This window comes from Amycolatopsis dendrobii, from assembly GCF_014145675.1.
GTDB classification, from domain to species: Bacteria; Actinomycetota; Actinomycetes; order Mycobacteriales; family Pseudonocardiaceae; genus Amycolatopsis; species Amycolatopsis dendrobii.
The window spans coordinates 401,226-419,597 of record NZ_JACGZW010000010.1; the positions used below are offsets into that span (position 1 = coordinate 401,226).

General features: G+C 70.0%; 17 protein-coding genes and 1 pseudogene. 13 read left to right on the forward strand and 5 right to left on the reverse strand.

The features are described from left to right. The first annotated feature begins 119 nt into the window (after window positions 1-119). The 3 genes from H4281_RS30165 to H4281_RS30175 all read left to right on the forward strand — a co-directional run bounded on the left by H4281_RS30165 (window position 120) and on the right by H4281_RS30175 (window position 3,102). A complete protein-coding gene (locus tag H4281_RS30165; RefSeq protein ID WP_237600645.1) occupies window positions 120-1,382 on the forward strand; it encodes a GAF domain-containing protein in 1,263 nt (420 codons plus the stop codon). A 90-nt stretch (window positions 1,383-1,472) separates the two neighbouring features. Then, window positions 1,473-1,832, forward strand: a complete 360-nt coding sequence (locus H4281_RS30170) for a DUF779 domain-containing protein (protein WP_182894276.1) — start codon at window positions 1,473-1,475, stop codon at window positions 1,830-1,832. 535 nt (window positions 1,833-2,367) lie between these two features. After that, window positions 2,368-3,102, forward strand: coding sequence for a hypothetical protein (locus H4281_RS30175; RefSeq protein WP_182894277.1), 735 nt, complete (start codon window positions 2,368-2,370; stop codon window positions 3,100-3,102). A 656-nt stretch (window positions 3,103-3,758) separates the two neighbouring features. On the opposite strand, the pseudogene H4281_RS30180 reads toward H4281_RS30175, so the two are convergent. The 4 genes and pseudogenes from H4281_RS30180 to H4281_RS30195 all read right to left on the reverse strand — a co-directional run. Next, a pseudogene (locus H4281_RS30180) lies at window positions 3,759-4,044 on the reverse strand (IS110 family transposase); the annotation flags it as partial. A gap of 198 nt (window positions 4,045-4,242) precedes the next feature. Continuing rightward, window positions 4,243-4,635: a peptidase inhibitor family I36 protein gene (locus tag H4281_RS30185; protein WP_182894278.1), complete on the reverse strand. Its 393-nt coding sequence runs from the start codon at window positions 4,633-4,635 to the stop codon at window positions 4,243-4,245. Between the two features lie 334 nt (window positions 4,636-4,969). After that, window positions 4,970-5,296, reverse strand: coding sequence for a hypothetical protein (locus tag H4281_RS30190; protein WP_182894279.1), 327 nt, complete (start codon window positions 5,294-5,296; stop codon window positions 4,970-4,972). A 284-nt stretch (window positions 5,297-5,580) separates the two neighbouring features. Beyond that, complete coding sequence (locus tag H4281_RS30195; protein ID WP_182894280.1) at window positions 5,581-6,852, reverse strand: vanadium-dependent haloperoxidase; 1,272 nt, start codon at window positions 6,850-6,852, stop codon at window positions 5,581-5,583. Window positions 6,853-6,967: 115 nt separating this feature from the next. Here H4281_RS30195 and H4281_RS30200 point away from each other — a divergent pair, with 115 nt between their 5' ends. The 7 genes from H4281_RS30200 to H4281_RS30230 all read left to right on the forward strand — a co-directional run bounded on the left by H4281_RS30200 (window position 6,968) and on the right by H4281_RS30230 (window position 11,511). After that, on the forward strand, window positions 6,968-7,549 hold the full coding sequence (locus tag H4281_RS30200) for an RNA polymerase sigma factor (protein WP_237600641.1): 582 nt from the start codon (window positions 6,968-6,970) through the stop codon (window positions 7,547-7,549). Further along, on the forward strand, window positions 7,546-8,226 hold the full coding sequence (locus tag H4281_RS30205) for a QcrA and Rieske domain-containing protein (RefSeq protein WP_182894281.1): 681 nt from the start codon (window positions 7,546-7,548) through the stop codon (window positions 8,224-8,226). The genes H4281_RS30200 and H4281_RS30205 overlap by 4 nt, the downstream gene beginning before the upstream one ends. A 38-nt stretch (window positions 8,227-8,264) precedes the next feature. Further along, window positions 8,265-8,675, forward strand: a complete 411-nt coding sequence (locus H4281_RS30210) for a cupredoxin domain-containing protein (protein WP_182894282.1) — start codon at window positions 8,265-8,267, stop codon at window positions 8,673-8,675. Beyond that, the gene (locus tag H4281_RS30215; protein ID WP_312872207.1) at window positions 8,672-9,610 is read left to right on the forward strand and encodes a metallophosphoesterase family protein; all 939 of its coding nucleotides are present in this window, start codon (window positions 8,672-8,674) and stop codon (window positions 9,608-9,610) included. The genes H4281_RS30210 and H4281_RS30215 overlap by 4 nt, the downstream gene beginning before the upstream one ends. Then, window positions 9,607-9,990, forward strand: coding sequence for a hypothetical protein (locus H4281_RS30220; RefSeq protein ID WP_182894283.1), 384 nt, complete (start codon window positions 9,607-9,609; stop codon window positions 9,988-9,990). The genes H4281_RS30215 and H4281_RS30220 overlap by 4 nt, the downstream gene beginning before the upstream one ends. A gap of 380 nt (window positions 9,991-10,370) precedes the next feature. Beyond that, window positions 10,371-10,841, forward strand: a complete 471-nt coding sequence (locus tag H4281_RS30225; RefSeq protein WP_182894284.1) for a ricin-type beta-trefoil lectin domain protein — start codon at window positions 10,371-10,373, stop codon at window positions 10,839-10,841. 196 nt (window positions 10,842-11,037) lie between these two features. Further along, window positions 11,038-11,511, forward strand: a complete 474-nt coding sequence (locus H4281_RS30230) for an NUDIX hydrolase (protein WP_182894285.1) — start codon at window positions 11,038-11,040, stop codon at window positions 11,509-11,511. On the opposite strand, the gene H4281_RS30235 is transcribed toward H4281_RS30230, so the two are convergent. Next, window positions 11,416-14,052 carry a Pls/PosA family non-ribosomal peptide synthetase gene (locus H4281_RS30235; protein ID WP_182894286.1) on the reverse strand — a complete coding sequence of 879 codons (2,637 nt, stop codon included), beginning with the start codon at window positions 14,050-14,052 and terminating at the stop codon, window positions 11,416-11,418. The genes H4281_RS30230 and H4281_RS30235 overlap by 96 nt on opposite strands. 452 nt (window positions 14,053-14,504) lie before the next feature. Between H4281_RS30235 and H4281_RS46825 the strand changes: the two genes are divergently transcribed. The 3 genes from H4281_RS46825 to H4281_RS30250 all read left to right on the forward strand — a co-directional run bounded on the left by H4281_RS46825 (window position 14,505) and on the right by H4281_RS30250 (window position 18,368). Continuing rightward, entirely contained in the window at window positions 14,505-14,948 is a 444-nt protein-coding gene (locus H4281_RS46825; RefSeq protein ID WP_376771964.1) for a class I SAM-dependent methyltransferase, read from the forward strand. 128 nt (window positions 14,949-15,076) lie between these two features. Then, window positions 15,077-16,891 carry a murein biosynthesis integral membrane protein MurJ gene (gene murJ / locus H4281_RS30245; protein WP_220508078.1) on the forward strand — a complete coding sequence of 605 codons (1,815 nt, stop codon included), beginning with the start codon at window positions 15,077-15,079 and terminating at the stop codon, window positions 16,889-16,891. Window positions 16,892-17,156: 265 nt separating this feature from the next. After that, window positions 17,157-18,368, forward strand: coding sequence for an MFS transporter (locus tag H4281_RS30250; RefSeq protein ID WP_312872208.1), 1,212 nt, complete (start codon window positions 17,157-17,159; stop codon window positions 18,366-18,368). The last annotated feature ends 4 nt before the right edge of the window (window positions 18,369-18,372 follow it).

Consider the following 18,372-nt stretch of genomic DNA (forward strand, 5'->3'; position numbering starts at 1 on the left):
GTAACCCGCCCGCCGCCGGACGGACGGCTCTCCAGCATAAGCGCCCGCCGACGCGGCCCGCCCCCTCCTTCGCGGCCGGGGAACCTGTCCGATCGGGCAGGTGCGAACGGGGGAGCGGCTTGGGAGGATCGACGACCGGCACGGATGACGACGACGTCGGGATGTCAATGCACGGACTCGGTTCGCTTCGACGGCGCAGGCTCGATCTCGAGCAGCAGTGGGCGGAGGTGGTCCCGCGGCTGCGGGATCCCGCGCGCCTGCCGGGCGACGTCCCGCTGCGGCAGGAGGTCGCCGAATCGTGGATGCGGTCGGTGCCGACAGTCGATCCCGCCACCGACCGGGCGCCGGTCTCGGACGGCGGCGTCGTGCGGCCGCGCTGGAGCGAGTCGCCGCTGCGCGCGCCGGTGCTGCGCGTGGCCGGCGAACTGCGGACGATCGCCGACGACGCGGGATTCATCGCCGCGGTCACCGACGAAACCGGCACGATTCTGTGGACCTGCGGCGGACGGGTGATGCGCCGGCGCGCCGAGCGGGTCAACTTCGCCCCCGGCGGGTGCTGGGACGAACCAGCCATGGGCACCAACGCGCTGTCGCTCGCGCTGCGCACCGGCAGGCCGAGCGCGGTGTTCTCCGCCGAGCACCTGGTCGCGGCCCTGCACGGCTGGGTCTGCTACTGCGCCCCGATCCGGGACGCGCGGGGCCGGATGCTGGGCGTGCTCGATCTGTCGAGCACCTGGGACCGGTCGCATCCGCTGGCGATGTCGACGGTCCGGTCGCTCGTGTCGGCCATCGAATCCGGCCTGCCGGCGGTTTCGCCCGCCGGGCTGCGGATCTCGTCGCTGGGGGTCGCCGCGGCGACCCGCGACGGGGTCCCGCTGAACCTTCGTCCGCGGCAGGTGGAAATCCTGACTTTGCTGGCGCTGCAACCGGACGGATTCTCGCTGGACGCCCTGCGCGAAGCGCTCTACGGCGACCGGCCGGTGACGTCGACGACGGTGCGCGCGGAGGCCTCGCACCTGCGCAACGCGCTCGGCGGCGTGGTGAGTTCTCGGCGGTACGCGTCAACGATGCCGATCGGCTGCGATGCGGTGGACGTCCTGCGGGCGTTGGAGCGCCGCGACCTCGCGACCGCCGTGCGGCTGTACCGCGGTCCGTTGCTGCCGCAGTCGGAAGCGCCCGGAATCGTGCAGTGGCGCGACCACCTGGAGGTGGCCATGCGTTCGGCGGTGCTGGTCAGCGACGCGCCGGAACACGCGCTGGCCTACGGAGAACGCGCGCTGTACGACGCGGAGGTCCACGAGCACGCGCTCGCCGTGCTGGCACCGGGCGATGCCCGCCGGGCCGTCGCGGCCGGACGGCTCGCCGTCGCGCGCCGGGAGTGACCCGCCCGGCCACTCGCCAACCCGACCGCAACCTTTCCCCGGGACAGTGAGCCGCGGCACGGCTCATCGTCGAGCGAGGAAGGGGACGAAGTGGGAGGACAGAGCGGGGTTTTCGTCCGGGTCGGGCTCACCCCGGCCGCCGAGGACGTGCTTCTCCGGCTGCGCCTGCGGCACGGGCCGCTGATGGTCCAGCAGACCGGAACCGAGGCGTTGTGCTACCCGCACAGCGAACTCAGGGTGGGCCGGTCGGACGTCCTGATCGGCGAACTCGCCGGCGACACCCAGTTCTGGATGAGCGCCGACCAGTGCGAGTACTGGCGGCACACCCGTCTGACCGTCGACGTGGTCCCGGGCCGGGGAGACGGATTTTCCCTGGAAGCCCCGGAAGGCGTCCGGTTCCAGGTCCGGTCCCGGGCGCTGACCGATGTGGAGGCGACGGCGCCGGCGTAGCGGCGCGCGGCCTCGGCGAACGCGGCGTTCGTCCTGATCAGCTCCTCCGGCGACCCCCGGCGTCTCGGCGGCGTGGCCGCGGCGAAGTGCGCGGTGCCGGGAGGCGGTGGACGCCGTTGCCGAACCCTCGGGCGGCGGGGTCGAGTTCGCCGAGGCTCGGATACCACGCGGAGAGCCGGGCGAGGGAGAGCTTCACGTGGTGGCACTGCCTTCCCCGGCGGGTTGTCCGGGCCGAATGTCGTGCCTGATCCGCAGGTCACGAGGCGGGCAAGAAAACCAGCGGACGCAAACGGCACATCGCCACCGACACCTCGGCCTGCTGCTGGCCGTCGTGGTCACCGTCGCCCACGTCTGGGCCGATGGCGGCTGCACCCGCGTCTCGTCACAGCTGTGGTTATGGGGCGGGCTGCCGGAATCGGGGCTCGCGGTGACGCTGGACGCGTAGCTCGGGTGAGGCGGAGGCGAAAGGCCGGACAGGACAGTCGTCTTTGCCTACTATGCAGGTTTTATGATTGTCCGAGCGGGTTGTCGAGCCTTGGCCGTGCTGCTGGCCGTCGGGGTCGTGGTCACGGGATGCGGCGGCTCGGGCCCCGAGCCCGGTGCGCTGGCGGATTCGGCGACTGCGGCCAAACTGCGCACCGCGTTCGCGCTGTTGCAGGGGTGGCCGGCGACTGACGTGCGGATGAGCATGGACGCGGGCGCCACCGCCCATGCCTGCATGAACGTCAAGGCGCTCAAGAAGCCGGCCCGGATGACGCTCGCGATGTCGAAAACCACCTGCGCCGAGCAACCCGGCGCTGACTCGGCCGTTCTCTACGGCGACGACAGGACCGTCTACAGGCTTTCGGGCTCGAGCTGCGTCGCGACGTCCCACGCGGTGGCCCCGGATCTGCTGCGCTCGTGGACCCGGCAGCAGACTTACGAGTCGAAGGCGGACGACCTGATCAAGGCGGCCAGGACGCTGACCCAGGACGGGAACACCGTCCGCGCCGACCTCGATCCGGCGGCGGCCCTGCGGATGAACGGCGACGACCCGGCCGGGGCCGAGAAGTTCACTGCGTCGATGACCGCGACGCTGAGTCCGGACGGGTCGCTGCGGAGGATGAAGATCGACGTGAACACGGACTCGCCGGACGGGGAGGTCGCCGTCGAGGTGGAGTTCGCGCAGCCGGACACTGTCGACGATCAGCTGGCCCTGAACCACTGCACGATCAAGCCGGGTTCGCCGATCAGCAGCGAGGACGGCCTGAAGCAGCTCCTCGCGTCGTGAACGAGGCACGCCTCGCGGCTCGCCGGCCCCGCCCGGTGGAACTCCCTGCGTAGCACGCGCTCCGCGGCGTGCTGAGCAGCCCTGCTCGACAAAGCTGAGCCGCCAGCGCCGACTGCGAGCGCATCGATCCGCCGGCGAGTGTCGGTTGGTTCCGCCTGCTGCCAGGCACCTGATTCGTGAAAGCTGATCGTCATTGTGGCCCCGGTCGAGACGGTGACGACGTTGCTGGAGTTCTTCGCAGAGAAAATCTTGTGCACAGCCGAGTGCGGGCCCTCCGTGAGCCGATGCGAACCGGAAACCCGCTCCGGGCCGCACGAGCTGCTCGCGCCGGGACGACCACGGCGACGCCGAGCTCTGTTCGGCGGTCATCTCCCGTAGCCGGACATGGCGAACCGCCTGTGGGAACCGGTGCGCTCCGGTGCTTGCCTGGCAGCACAGGGCCGTTGCGCGGAGGGGATGTGGGCCCGCTGTCCGTCGCGCAAGCGGGAGTGTTCGCGGCCGGGTTGTTGGACGATCCAGTGCAGGTGCGGCTGCGGTCGCTGCTCTGCACCGTCGGGGACATTTTCGGCCGGCGAGCCGACCGCCGTGTTCGCGCTGACCGGCCCGACGATCTCCCGTCCGCATTCTTCGAAGAACTGCCGGGAGGTGCCAGAGTGTCCGGCGAGTCGGATTCCGCCGGGTCCGCCGCAGCGGGACAGGATGTTCAGGGGCCGCCGAGGACTGGCCCGGGGTGAGGGCGGAGTGGATGCCGGTGAGCACGCCGCGGATGCGGTTGCTGATCCGGGTTGCCTCGGCGTAGAGGTCGTCGTCGAACCCCGCGCGCACCTCGAGTTCGGCCAGCGCGTCGTCGCCGAGATCGACCTGGCGCAGCGTGTGCGGCAGCGATCGGGCGGTGTCGGCGATCGCGAATGGGTCGCTGGCGTCCGTTTTTGCGCGGCTGGGCTAGAGGTCGGCGGCCCTGGCAGGCAAGGGAAATCGGGGACAGTCACGGTGGCGCGGGGCGGGACTGCGCTGCCCTCGACCGCTGGCACCGGTCTGTGCCGCACTTCGCGGCCCGGTTTCACTGAACCGGAAGACGCTGAACACCGCCGCGGCCCGCCCTTTCAGCGGGACTGCTGGGCGGGCCGGTCGGTGTGGTGCTCAGCAATCCGTCGTGAACGTGTGGGAGCTTCCCCGGTGGCTGGCTTCCTTGTTCATGGAGACCGCCTGACCGGGTGCGAGGCAGATCGTGGTGCGGCCGGTGAGGTTGTCCCCGGCGAACACTTTGACATGGTCTTTCGCGCCTGGGCCGGAGTGTGCGTGGTTGACCCACGAGGCATCGTGCTTGGCGAGGCCGGCTTCCCACTCGTGGTCGTCTCCGGTGAACACGAATCGCTCACCCGCGAAGTTCGCTTGGGTCCAGACACAGAAGGCGCCGGAGGGGCACCGGGCCGCGGCCTGCCCGGTCGCGGCGGCGCTGGCCGTCCCCGTGACCACCGTCGCTGCGCCGAGCGCAAGGACTGCTGTGAAGGCAGCAGCACGCCTCAAAGTCATCAATCGTTTCCTTCCGTGTCCGCCTCGAGAACCTGCCGCCCAGGCTGCTCGAACGAATCAGCCTTCAACAGAGCAACCGGGTCAACCTCACCGGTCTGTGGGACCCCCGATTGCGAAGGACGGCCGTGGAATCGAGTGAAAGCCGCAGGCTGCCCTCGGCCGACGGCCGGAATCGGGAAGGCTGATCGGCACACGGGTTGCGGCCGTTCGGGCCGCCGCGCGGCGGCAGGTCGAGGCGAACGCTGCCGCCGGAAATCCGGCAGCATTCGCAGCAGGGCAGGCATATCCCGGTCAGGAGCGTTGCTCCGCGGTGCGTTCGCCCATGCCGGAGCTATCAGGCGGGGAACCCGTAGTCGGTCCAGGCTTGGAGCACTGAGTGCTGGAGGTCGGCCGGGTAGGACGTCGCGAAGGACGCGGGGGAGCCGGTGCAGGTGCCGTCGAGCTGGCCGGGCAGCAGGCAGCTGAGGATGCTTTTGCCGCCGCTGCCGCGGTTTTTGTCGGCCTCGGTGAGGTAGGGGACCATCGGGATCCCCGGTGCGTCGGGGAACGGATAGTGCCTGACGACCACGCAGAGCCGTCCTGGCACATCGAGGGCCAGAACTTCGACATCCGGCTGCGGGCCCATGGCTATCGGCAGTACCTGCGCATGCCGCCTCAGCATGTCTCTCACCAAGTCCTGACCATGGCTCAGCGCAACGGAATCAGCTTCGCCGAACGCTCTTTCATCTGACCGTCAGCCGCAGGACCGCATGAAGACCTGAGGCAATTGGCTTGCGGTCGACGGAAACCGCGGCGCCGTCGAGTCGGCGTCCGGCAAGACCGCTGCAGGCTGCTGCACCGGGATCAACGGCTGTTCGCCTTCGGCGCCGGGTGCGACGACGAGAACCTCGCCGCACCCGGCGCCGTAACCTGCATGCGCGTCCACGACTCCCGTAGCAGCGAAAGTCAGGAGCACAGGACGAACTCGGCGACGTCGAGGCCGAGCTGGCGGCCGGCGTCGTGGTCGAGCCGGGTGTGCACGCCCGCGGCGATACGGCTCAAGCCTGCTTCGTCGGCCGCGTCCTGGAACGTGGTGAACCGACGGACCACGTTCGGCAGGGCCTCGGACGTGACTTGCAGTGCCCATCGCGGCCCGTACTCCTGGCGCAGGACCTGCGCGCCCGCCTGCGCGATGACGCTGTGCGCGCCGGGGTACGCCGGGTCGGCCGGGGTGGTGCCGAGGCTCGACCAGTCGGGGATCGCGTCCGTCGCCGGGTTTCCGTCGTCGGCGGCGAGGCGGACCGCGGTGATCGGCCGCCAGATCCGGTAGTGGTACTTCGCTTCGTAGAACGCGATCACGGCGTCGGCGAAGGTCAGGTTCAGCTGGGCGAACACCCGGGCCGCGACGAACAGGCCGCTGTGCGATCCGCTGACGACCGACTGCGCGATCTCGTTCCAGTAGTTCCAGATCGGCGCCGCCCAGAACCGCGCCTGCTCGGTCTGGTCCGCGGTGCGGGTGGTGCTCGTGTCCCGGCCGGTCGCGGCGACCTCGTTCAGCGCTCTCGCGTACCGCGCGCTGTCCAGCGCGGGGTACGGACGGGGCCGGAACTGCCCGGCCCGGTCGAGCACGAACGGCGTCACGGCGGGCCAGTGGGTGAACACCGCGTGCGCGAACGCGGGCGGCGTCGGCCGGTACGCCCCGGGGGCCGTGCCTGGCGTCAGCACCGGCGGGACGGCCGCGGAGCCGTCATCCGCGCGCCGGCCGAGCAGCAACCGGGCCACCCGCCGCCCGGCTCGCACGCCGCGGTCGCGTGCGGCCGGCGGGATGCCGGTCAGCTGCCCGGCCAGCAGGCTCGCGAGTTCCGCGGACCGGGTGGGGTAGAGCGCGGCCAGGACGTCGTGCGCGGCCTGCGCTGCCGCCGCTTCCGGTGCGGCGGGGCCCCGGACTTCGAGCGTGAACAGGTACGGATGGCCGTTGCCCGCCGTCGCGACGACGGCGTCGTGCATCGCCGCGTGCAGCATCGCGAAGCTGCGCGTCGGGTGCACGGTCGCGGGCTGGAGGCCGGGCGTGCGCACGATGGCGAGCAGTTCACGGTTCCAGGCGAGGACGACGTCCGCGCCGCCTAGCCGGATCGGCGTCGCCGCGGCGGCGGGCCTCGGCAGGCTGGCGGCGGCGAGGACGGCGGCGGCCGCTCCGCCGGTGACGAGCAGGTGCCGGCGTGACATCGGTGTGGTCATTTCGCTCCCCGGGTCGTCGGAAACTCCGCTCACAGATACGGTTTCGGGTTACGGCGTAACCCCGGTTCGTATCCCTCTGGTGGCGGGAAGAGAACCGGTGGGGAGAAGGCGGGCGGTGCCGGTGGCACAGCGGTTCCGGCGCAGACGCGCCCAACAGGACGAAGCGGGCGCGGCGCCCCGCGCGCGGCTGCACGCGGTCGGCGCGGACGTCTATCCGGACTGGGAGGCGGTCTACCGCGATAACGTCGACCGCGTGTTCCGGCTGATGTTCTCGAAGGTCGGCAACCGGCCCGACGCGGAGGACCTCACCACGGAGGTCTTCCTGACTGCGTTGCGGCCGCTGCGGGTCTCGGCGAGCGTGGGCGAGGTCCGGGCGTACCTGCTGGCGACCGCGCGGACGGTGCTGGCCGGGCATTGGCGGCGCACGCTCGGCCGGGAGATCACCGCCCTGGACGAGGAGCGCGACATCGCCGCGTTCGAAGCGGACACCGTGGATCCGGGGGTGCTCGCCCGCGCCGAAGCGATCCTCGCGCAGTTGCCCGAGCGCTACGGCCGGATCCTGCGCCTGCGGTTCCTGCAGTCCTGCTCGTTGAAGGAGGCGGCGGCCGAGCTGGGCACCACCGTCGGCAACGCGAAAGTGCTGCAGCACCGCGCGTTGCGCCAAGCGGCCCAGCTGGCGGAAGGGATGGAGACGTGAGCACTCGAGGCGTCCGCCGATTCGTCAAGGACCTCCTGCGCCGGCGCCGGCCGCGCCCGTTCGAGGCCGGTCCGGGCGACGAGGCCGAGTTGCGGACCGCGGTGCTGCTGCGCGCCGCCCGGCCCGGCGGTGCGGCGGCGAGCGAGGAGTTCGTCGCCGCGCTGCACCGCAGGCTCGCCCAGGAACTGCGCGAACCCGCGCCCGTGCGGGGCGGCAACCGGCGCCGGTTCATCCAGGTGTCCTCGGCCGCCGCGGCGGCTGCCGCGGCGGGCGCGGGCGTCGAGTACCTGGTGACGTCCGGGGCCGAACCGGCCGCCGCGCCCGCGGAAGAGAAGACCCTGCGGCCCGAGAACGGCCAGTGGCGAGCTGTTGTCGCGGCCGGCGACCTGCCCGAAGGCGGCGTGCTGCCGTTCGACTTCGGGGCCGTCGCCGGGTTCGTGCAGCGCTCCGGCGGGCAGGTGCGCGCGGTTTCGGCGACGTGCACGCACCTCGGCTGCCGGCTGAACCTGGACGCGCCGGCCCGGCGGCTGAACTGCCCGTGCCACCGGACGTCGTTCGCCGTCGACGGCGCGGTCCTCACCCACCAGCTGCCGGTGACCCCGCCGCCGCTGCCGCACCTGGTGGTGCGCGAGTCCGGCGGCGTCGTCGAGGTCCTGGTGCCGGGGGAGGGAGCGTAACCCCCGCGCGTATTCCTGGTATGAGGAAATCCGTTGGGGTGAAACACTTTCTGCTCATCATCGCCGCCGCGCTGGCGTTGCCTGCCTGCGCCGCGTCGCCGCCCGCAGCGCCGCCGCCAGCCGCCACGCCCATGGCGTCGATGCCCGGGATGACGCCGCCGCCGTCGTCGTCGGCCGCAACCGCCAGTTCGACGGCGAATGCCGTGGCTATCAAGGACTTCGCGTTCGCGCCCGCTGCGACGACGGTGAAGAAGGGCACCACCGTCACGTGGACCAACCAGGATCAGGACGCGCACACGGTCACCAGCACGGGATCCGGTGGCCCGCTGCGGTCGCCGACCCTCCAAACAGGACAGTCCTATCAGTACACCTTCGGTGCGCCGGGCACCTTCGAGTACCTGTGCACCATCCATCCGTTCATGACGGCGACCGTGACGGTGACCCCGTGACCGAAGACGACCACAGCTCCGACGGGATGACCCGGCGTCAGCTTCTGCGCCACACGGCGTGGTTCGGCGCCGCGGTGGTTCTGACCGTCACCGGCGGCGAAGTCGTCAGCCGGATCGCCGCGCCGGGCGACGCGGCCGCCGACGGCGACCCGAACGCGCTGCGGTTCGTCCAGATCAGCGACAGCCACCTCGGCTTCACCGGGTCCGCGAACACCGCTGTCGAGGCGTCGTTTTCCGAGGCCATCACCCAGATCAACGCGCTGGGGTACCGCCCGGACTTCGTCATGCACACCGGCGACCTGACGCACCTTTCGACAGCCGCCCAGTTCGACCAGGTCAAGCAGATGATGAGCGCCCTCGACACCGGGCACGTGTCCACGGTGCCCGGCGAGCACGATTCGATCGACGACAGCGGCCAGAAATACCGCAAGGCTTTCGGCGCGGGCACGGCGGGCGACGGCTGGTACAGCTTCGACGTCAAGGGCGTCCACTTCATCGCGCTGGTGAACACGCTGAGCCTGGAAAAGCTCGGCCATCTGGGGCCGGATCAGCTGGAGTTCGTGCGCAAGGACGTCGCGAAGCTCGGTTCGGACACGCCGATCGTGGTGTTCAGCCACATCCCGCTGTTCGCGATGTACCCGACGTGGGGCTGGGGGACCGACGACGCGACCCAGGCGCTCTCGTACCTGCGGCGGTTTTCGTCAGTGACGTGTCTCAACGGGCACGTGCACCAGCTGTTCACGAAGACCGAAGGCAACATCACCTTCCACAGCGCGACGACGACCGCGTACCCGTTGCCGCAGCCGGGAACGCGGCCGGCTCCGATCCCGGTGACGCTGCCTGCGGGCAAGCTCAAGGACGCGCTCGGCATCCGCGAGGTGTCCTACCGCCCGGGCGGGCCGGGCCTGGCGGTGAAGGACGTGAAGCTGGCATGAACACCGTCCTTCGCCTCGCGACGGCGGCGTGCCTCGCGGTGAGCGGCTATCTCCACGCGCAGCTGTACGTCGGCGGCTATCGCGTGATCCCGCTGATCGGGCCGTCGTTCCTCGTTCAGGCTTCCGCGGCGTTCGCGGTGGCCGTACTGGTGGCTCTGGGCGGCCCCTTCCTGCTGCGGCTGGCAGCGGCCGCACTGGCGGCGGGCGCCTTGGCGGGGTTCGTGCTTTCGCGGACGACCGGGTTGTTCGGCTTTTCCGAACAGGGTTTCCAGCCCGCGCCGGAGGCTTTGCTGAGCGTCCTGGCGGAAGCCGCGGTGCTCGTCCTTGTCGCGGTCACGCTTTACCGGGTGCGCCGAGGCACGCGGACGGTCCGTGCCTGAACTCCGGCGGCGCACCGCGGGCGGCAGGCCCGCGGTGCGCCTCGGTGCAGGGCCGCGCGACTGGGTATTCGATTCGCGGTAGCCGAACTGGTCGAGGTGGCTGGGGTGCGACGGTCACGCGTTCACCGAGGCGGGCGCGAGGATTTCGCCACCGACCGCTCATCGGCGCTGGTCGCCGGAGGGTACCGGGCGGGTACCAGCCGGGTACCGGGGCCGGTCAGGCTGTCGTGGCGCGCAATCCGCATCCGGAAAGGCGCGTCTGCCCGCAACGGGCCGCAACGACGCCGCAGTCCACGTGCTGAGCGTTACGGAAGGATTCTGAATTGAGGATAAGCATCGGCCGGAAAACCCGCCTGGCACTCACCGCCGCAGTCGCGGTCATGGCAAGCGTCACCATGGCCGCCCCCGCCTACGCATGGGTGGTGGTGACCAAGGCGTCCATCAGGGTCGAGAAAGCGCCGACAAACCGCTGCCTGAGACTCGACTGGAAGGCGAGCCTGCCGCACGTCGAGACCTGTGACCCCGGCAACCCGCCGTTGCCGATGCAGTGGGCCGTCGAGTCGGCGTTGCCCGACACCGGCTATCCGAACGTGAAAATCAAGAGCCTCTACTCGGGTGACTGCCTGACCGCTGTGAGCGCTACTACCGCGCACATGCTGGGCTGCGACCCGTCCAGGAACAGCAGGCAGGTGTGGGCGCTGACCGGCTACCCCGGCGGGACCGAGCAGTTCTACAACTTCGGCGTGCACAGTTGCCTCGACTCCGGGCAGGCCACGCTGCTTTTCCACGACAGCAACGGATGCAATCCCGCCAACCCCTACCAAGGGTGGTACATCGTCAACCTTTCCTGACCGGCCGAATGCCATTCGGCCCTCGGCCGGGCCGCGACGACCGTGGTGCCGGCCCGGCCGACAGTTGGATGGCGCTGCGTTGTTCTCGCGCCAGTCGGCGCAGCCCGCCGCCCGGCAGCGGCGGAGCGGGGAATCCTTACCCCGCAGTCCCGTCTGGTCCCGGCCGCGGACGCTGAACCTGGGTAATCTGGCAGAAATGAGTTTCCGGTTGGCAGCGTATGCCGTGTGCATCGAAAACGAGTCGGTTCTGCTCGCGCGTTACGTCTCGCCGAAGGGCGGAAGCAATTGGACGCTTCCCGGCGGGGGCGTCGAGCATGCGGAGGATCCGTTCGACGCGGTGATCCGCGAGGTTTTCGAGGAAACCGGGTGCGAGGCGGTCGTCGAACGCCTGCTGGGAGTGGATTCCCGAGTCATCCCGACGGCGGAGCGCCTCAGGCCGGGGCCGATTCCGCACCATAACGTCGGTATTTTCTACCAGGCCCGGATCGTCGGCGGCCGGCTGCGGCCGGAGCCCAACGGCGAGACGGCCGAATCGGTGTGGACTCCGCTGCCCGCCGTTGTCTCGCTTCGCCGGTCAGGTCTGGTCGACGTGGGTCTTTCCCTGGCTCGCAGCCGGCCGCGGACGGGCCACGTCGGGCCCGTCGCGGTCGGCGGACTCATCCGGCATTGAGGGCGGATCAGCCTCGCCCGCGTCCTGACGTCTTGCGAACGAACGCTGCCCGGGAATCCCGGCTCGGACCTCGTGTGCCGGGTTTCCGCCCCAGCAGGCGTTTTCCGGGACCTCTTCGCCCTTCATCAGGAAGGAATTCGCGGCGAGCGACGAACCGCGGCCCATTTTCACGCCGTAGTGCACCAAGGCGTTGACGCCGACGGTGCAGTCGCTGCCGATGGCGATGCGGTCCATCTTGAAACCGCCGTCCTCCTGCGAATGGCACTGGACGACGGAGCCTGCGTTGAGCGTGACGTCGTTTCCCAGCCGCACCAGTGTTTTTTCCGCGATGAAACAGCCGTCGTCGAACAGTCTGCGGCCGACCTCGGCTCCCAGCAGCCGCCACGCCAGCGCCTTGAACGGGGTGCCGTTGAGCAGCTGGATGTGCTCGGTCGCGGACGCTGCCTTCCAAAACCGTTCGTGCCGCCAGAACCGCCGGTCATAGATCGAGCACGAAATCGGGCGCTGCGGCCGGACGAGGACGGCGATCCGCTCGACGGCGACGAAGTACGCGACGCTGTAGATGGTCATGCCCGCCACGTCGAGTGCGAGCAACCACGCGCCGAGCTGGGCGTAGTAGATCTTCGATGCCCAGGCCAGCAGTATCAGCCCGAAGAAGAACAGCCACTGGTACAGGACGAACATCAGCATGGACACCGTGTTGTGCCGGGTCTTGGCAGCCAGCGCGCGGCGGAATTCGGCCGGGGTTTCCGGATGGCCGAGCTGGCTGTCGCGGTCGACCGAGCGCGGGATTTCGAAGCTCGGGGAGCCGAGCAGCCCGACGTTCGAGCGGAGAGGGCCGTCGAGGGGGACCAGGACTTTGGTGGCCAGCAGGCAGTTGTCCCCGGTCTTGGCCCCGGCGGGGTAGGCGATGTGGTTGCCGAGGAAGTTCTTCGCCCCGACGCGCACCTGGGACAGGCGGAAGGAAGTGCTGGTGTATTCGGCGTTGAGGACCGACAGCCCGTCGGCGACCATCGTGCCCGCCCCGGTCGCGAAGAGGAACGGGTTTTCGAACTTCTCCTGCTGCCCGAAATTCGAACCGGTCTGCTCGGCCTTGGAGACCTTGCAGCCGACGCTGCGGAGGTAGTGCACGATCGCCGCGCTGTCGCCGAAGACGTCCTTGAAGAACCGTGCGTTGGAGAGCCGCCGGATCACCCGGTGCGCCGCGTGGCGCGGGCCGTAGAACCGGTAGGTCTCGCCTGGTTTGAGGAGCGGGTTGAGCAGCCGGGGCACGGCGACGCTGACTGCGAAGCTGAGCAGTCGCACGCCGGCGAACAGGATCGCGGAGACGACGAGGGCCTTGCCGTAGAACCCCGCGGCGGTGAAGTCCAGCTCGGCCGAGCCCAGTCCCAGGCCGGGGCTGAGCTGCGGCGCGGCAACCAGCAGCAGGTAGAGCACGCCGAGCGACAGCGGGATCGCCACGAGGACCGCGAACAGCAGTTGGCGCACGGCGAACCAGGCCCGGCGGACGCTGCCGCACGACCTCGGCTCGACTCGCCGATACCGTACGTCCGCCGGGACCGCGGGCGATCCGTGCCAGGTCTCCCCGTCCGGGACCGTCTGGCCGGGGTGCAGTGCCGAGGCGTGGCCGAGTTCCGCGCCGTCGCCGATCCGGGTGTCGATGTCGAGCACGGACATCTCGCCGAGGTAAGCGTGCGCGCCGATGTCGACCGGGCCGGTCCGGAGCACTCCGCCTTCGGCGCGGTAGGTGGTGAAGTAGGTGTCCTTGCAGATCACCGTGCCCTCGCCGATGGTCAGCAGGTCGGTGCACACGGGCACGAAAGCCGACAAGGCCGTCACGCCGCGGCCGATCCTGGCCCCGAGCGCCCGCAGGTACAGCGAGTAGAGCGGAGAGCCGGAGAAGAACGGGAGCAGCGGGTTCCGCTGGACCAGGGTCTTGACCAGCCAGAAACGGACATAGCCCAGGCTCCACAGGCGGATCTCCCTCGGCGTCCACCGGCCCACGAGGATCCATTTGAGCGCGATCGGGACGGTGCCTCCGACGAGCAGCACCGCGGCTCCGAACGCGACCGAACGCAGGTAGCAGGTCGCCAGTCCGGAGCCGGCGATGAGCCAGTCCGCGCCGACGCCGAGGATTTCCGCGGCCAGCAACGAATAGGCTGCGAAGAGCAGCGCTTGCAGCACTCCGCAGCCGAGGTATTCCAGCGGGCTCGCTCTTCGCGGCGGCCCGGCCGGTCCCGGCGAGGGCTGCTGTGCGGCAGGCGCCGGGGACTCGGCGGGCTCGGCGACCGCCGCGGCCAGCCCGGCGGGGGTCGGGGTGCGGTACACGTCTCTCATCGACACCGACGGGAGCTCCGGCCGCTTGCGCACCCGGGCGCAGAACTGCGCCATCATGAGCGAATTGGCTCCGAGGTCGGCGAAGAAGTCGCTGCCGACCGGAACCTGATCCCGTCCGGTTAATTCTGCCATAACTTCGGCGAACGCCCGTCCCGTTTCGTCCGGAGAGCAGGGACGGACGACCGGGGATTCGGTGATGTCCATGCCGGCACGATCGCACGACGCGGCTTCGGCGCAACCGGGCGACGGCGGAGTTTGACTCTTTCGAAACCTGTTCGATGTGCAATGTGTATGACAAAAGGCGCAACGCGGTTAATGGGGGTCGAGGCCGCTTTGGCTTATGTTTTATCGCGGTGGAGCTGACTTGTTTTGCCTGGTTATGGCTCTGCGGCGGCAACCTGATCGGTCCAGGACGGCCGCGAAACGGTCTCGGGCCAAGCGATTCGCCGTCAGCGCTGGGCGGTCCAGTTCGCTTCGGTCGGGTGCGGAGTGCGTCCGGCGGCCGAGTTTTGGTTGTTTTCGTTGTGTCTATGTTGCTTATCTCGGCAAGGCTGGTGTGGATTCCGGCGGATCCCGGAGTCTGCGGTAATCGCGAGTTCCGGCTGCTCTGTTCGGTATTGAGCTTGTCGGCATTCGGTGAATCCGGGTGAAGGAGAGTGCGAATATTCTTGTCTCGGCAACGCTGGAGGTTCGGGAGGATCCCGGGTGATCCGCCGCGGCGGGGGAAACTGCTCGCCGGGGGCGCGGCCAAGATCGGACTGGTCGACGGCGACCTGACCGAGATCCCCTTTCCCGCGGATTCCGTCGATCTCGTCACCGGTTGCCTCGCGGCTCACAACCTGCATCCCGACAGCCGCCGCGCCGAGTGCGTTTCCGAGGCTTCTCGGGTGCTGCGTCCTGGCGGGAGGTTGTTGCTCGTCGACTTCTCCGGCACCGCCCGGTACGCCCGGCTGGCTGTCCGAGGCCGGGATGACCGATGCCGGTCGAAGCGGTCTGCTCGGCGGCATGTTCCCGCTGTGCCGGGCGGCCGCCGCGACCAAGCCTGCCCCATAGCCGCCGTGCGCGAAGTGGCTACCCTTGGGGGTCGAATCGACTCTTGAAGATGGGGCGCACGGTGGACAGAGAACCGGGGTGGCCGCCCGAGCGTCCCGACCGTGCCACGCCGCGGCAACCCGCGCCGCGGTGGCCGCCGGTCCGGTCGTGGCGGCAGGAGCGCGGGCAGAACAGCATGCCGTTCGGCGCGCCGCCGCTGGCTCCGGACGATCCCGACGCGACGGTGTTCATCCCGCGCGTCGGCGGGGTGCCGGCGAGTTCGAAGTGGCCGGTCGTCGATCCGGATGCGTTGCGTCCGTACGACTCGCTCGCCACCCAGATGCTGCCGCGGCTCCCGGCCGCCGAAGGGCCGGGGCGCGCTGTCGCCCCGCCGCGCGTCGAGCCGAAGGCGCCGTCGATCGCCAAGTCCAGCGGGCAGATGGCCATCGCCTCGCTGGTCAGCCGGGTCACCGGGTTCCTGTGGAAGATCATGCTGGTGTGGGCGGTCGGCACCGGCGTGGAAAACGACTCGTTCACCATCGCCAACACGCTGCCGAACAGCGTCTTCGAACTGCTGCTCGGCGGCGTGCTCAGCAGCGTCGTGATGCCGCTGATCGTGCGCTCGCAGGACGATCCCGACGGCGGCTCGGCGTATACGCAGCGCATGCTCACGATGGGCCTGACGGTCCTGGGCGTGGGCACCGTCCTCGCCGTGGCGGCGGCGCCTGCGCTGACCTCGCTGTACCTGGAGCAGGGCGGACACGCCAACTCCGGACTGACCAACGCGTTCGCCCGGCTGCTGCTGCCCGAGATCTTCTTCTACGGTGTGTTCGCGCTGCTGTCGGCGGTCCTCAACGCCAAGCACATTTTCAGCCCGACGGCGTGGGCGCCGGTGATGAACAACGTCGTCGTCATCGTGACGCTGGCGTTGTTCATGCTCATGCCGGGCAAGATCTCGATCGACCCCGTGCGCATGAGCGACCCGAAGCTGCTCGTGCTCGGCATCGGGGTCACGCTGGGCATCGCCGTGCAGGCGGGGCTGCTGGTGCCGCCGCTGCTGCGGACCGGGTTCCGCTTCAAGTGGCGCTGGGGCATCGACCAGCGCATGAAGGAATTCGGCGGCCTGGCGCTGTGGATCCTCGGCTACGTCGCGATCAGCCTGGCCGGCCTCACCGTCAACACCCGGGTGCTGACCAGCGGCGACCCGGGCGGGGTGACCATCTACTCCAACGCCTGGCTGCTGTTCCAGTTGCCTTACGGCGTGATCGGGGTGTCCCTGCTGACCGCGATCATGCCGAGGCTGTCCCGCAACGCCGCGGACGGCGATGTACGCAAGGTGGTGGCCGACCTTTCCTACGCGTCGCGCATTTCCACCGTGATGCTGGTGCCGATCGCCGCCGTGATGACGGTGGTGGGCGAGTCGATCGGCATCGCCCTGTTCAGCGGCGGCGCGAACTCCGTGACCAACGCGGGGCGGCTCGGCGAGGCGCTGGCGATCTCGTCGTTCGGGCTGCTGCCTTACGCGCTGGTCATGTTGCAGTTGCGGGTGTTCTACGCGATGAAGGACGCGCGCACTCCGACGCTGATCATGGTTGTGATGACCGTGGTGAAGGTGCCGCTGCTGTATCTGTGCCCGGTGCTGCTGGACGCGCGCAGCATCGTGCTGGGCACGATGCTGGTGAACTCCCTGACGTTCGTTGTCGGCGCGATCCTGGGGCAGGTTTGGTTGTGGGTGAGTCTTGGCCATCTGCGCAGCAGGCGGGCGCTGGGGGTCATTCTGTTCACGCTCTTCGCGAGCGCGCTCGGAGTCGCTGCGGCTGTTGTCGCGGGCTGGATCGTGCCGGACCTCGGGGGCCGGGCGACTGCGTGGGTCAGGCTGATTCTGCAGGGTCTCGTCGGACTTGGCGTGTCGTTCGGCGTGCTCGCGGCGTTGAGGATCGAAGAGCTCGCGCCTGCGCGGAAACGGCTGGCCCGGCTGGTGAAACGCGGGCAGCCATCGACGCACGGGTAGCCCGGATTCAGGCGCCTTCGTCGTCTTCGACTCGGGCGAAGCACTGCTTGGCGGCACCGGGAATTTTCCTGGCGGTAGCCGCAGCGGACTCCGGGTAAAGCTGCCCGCTTCGAGCCTGCGGAACCAGCAACTCGTGCCGGGTCCCTACGGCGGTCTCATCTGTCAATTTCGGGATGAGCGAAGGAATCCACGGCCAAGATGCTGAGTTCGCATCCCGTACCTGCGGGGGTGTGCTCGCCCGGCCATGATCGGCCAAGCTGGGTTGGTGGCTACGTATCGGCAGGTGTTCGGCAGACCGGAGTTCCGGGCGCTGTTCGCGAGCATGGTGGTTTCGGTCGCGGGCGATCAGTTCGCCCGGGTGGCGTTGTCGTTGCTGGTCTTCGACCGGACGCGGTCGGCGGGCTGGACCGCCGGCGTCTATGCCCTGACGTACGTGCCGTCGATTTTCGCCGGTCCGTTGCTGTCGGGGCTGGCGGATCGGTGGCCGCGGCGGCGGGTCATGGTGGTGGCGGATCTGCTGCGCGCGGGGCTGGTCACGGTGATGGCGATTCCCTCGCTGCCGTTGCCCGCGGTGGCGGCGCTGCTGGTGGTGGTCCAGGCGGCCGGGGCGCCGGGCAACGCCGCTCGGGCGGCGACCGCCGCGACGGTTCTGCCGGGCGAGGAGTTCTTGCTGGGCAAAGGCGTGCTGGACATGGTGGTCCAGTTGGCGCAGGTGGCGGGGTTCGCGACGGGCGGGACGCTGGTGGCGTTCCTCGGTCCGGGGCAGGCGCTGGTCGCGGACGGGGTGACGTTCGTGGTGTCGGCTGTGGTGGTGCGGTTCGGGATCCGGGCGCGGCCGGCGCCGGGGGCGGTGGCGGATTCCGGGACGCGGCTGGGGCGATGGTGGGCTGATCTGCGGGCCGGGACGGTGCTCGTCGTGCGGACGCCTCGGTTGCGTTCTCTGGTGGGTTTGGCTTGTGTGGCGGGGTTTTACGTCACGGTCGAGGGGCTGGCGGCGCCGTATGCGGAGTCGATCGGCGGGTCCGCGCAGGCGGTGGGGGTGCTGCTCGCGGCGAGTCCGGCGGGGACGGTGCTCGGGATGCTGATCGTGGCGCGGCTGCCGTCGCCGGTGCGGATGCGGTTGCTCGGGCCGCTCGCGGTGGCTGCCAGCGTTCCGCTGGTGGTGTGCGCGATTCACCCGGGGCTGGTCGTGACGGCGCTCTTGTGGGGCCTGTCGGGAATGGCCAGCGCCTACCATCTGCCGGCGTCGGCGGCGTTCACGCTGGCGGTGCCCGACCAGCGGCGGGCCCAGGCTTACGGGCTCGCCGCGACCGCGTTGACGACCAGCCAAGGGGCCGGGATCGCGCTGGCCGGGCTGGCCGCGACCGCGGCAGGCGCGAGCACGGTCCTCGCCGTCGCGGGGGTGCTCGGCGTGCTGACGGCACTCGCGGCGGGAGCTGCTTGGAACCGCGCCCGCCGCGCTGCCGGACCGGAGTAACGGG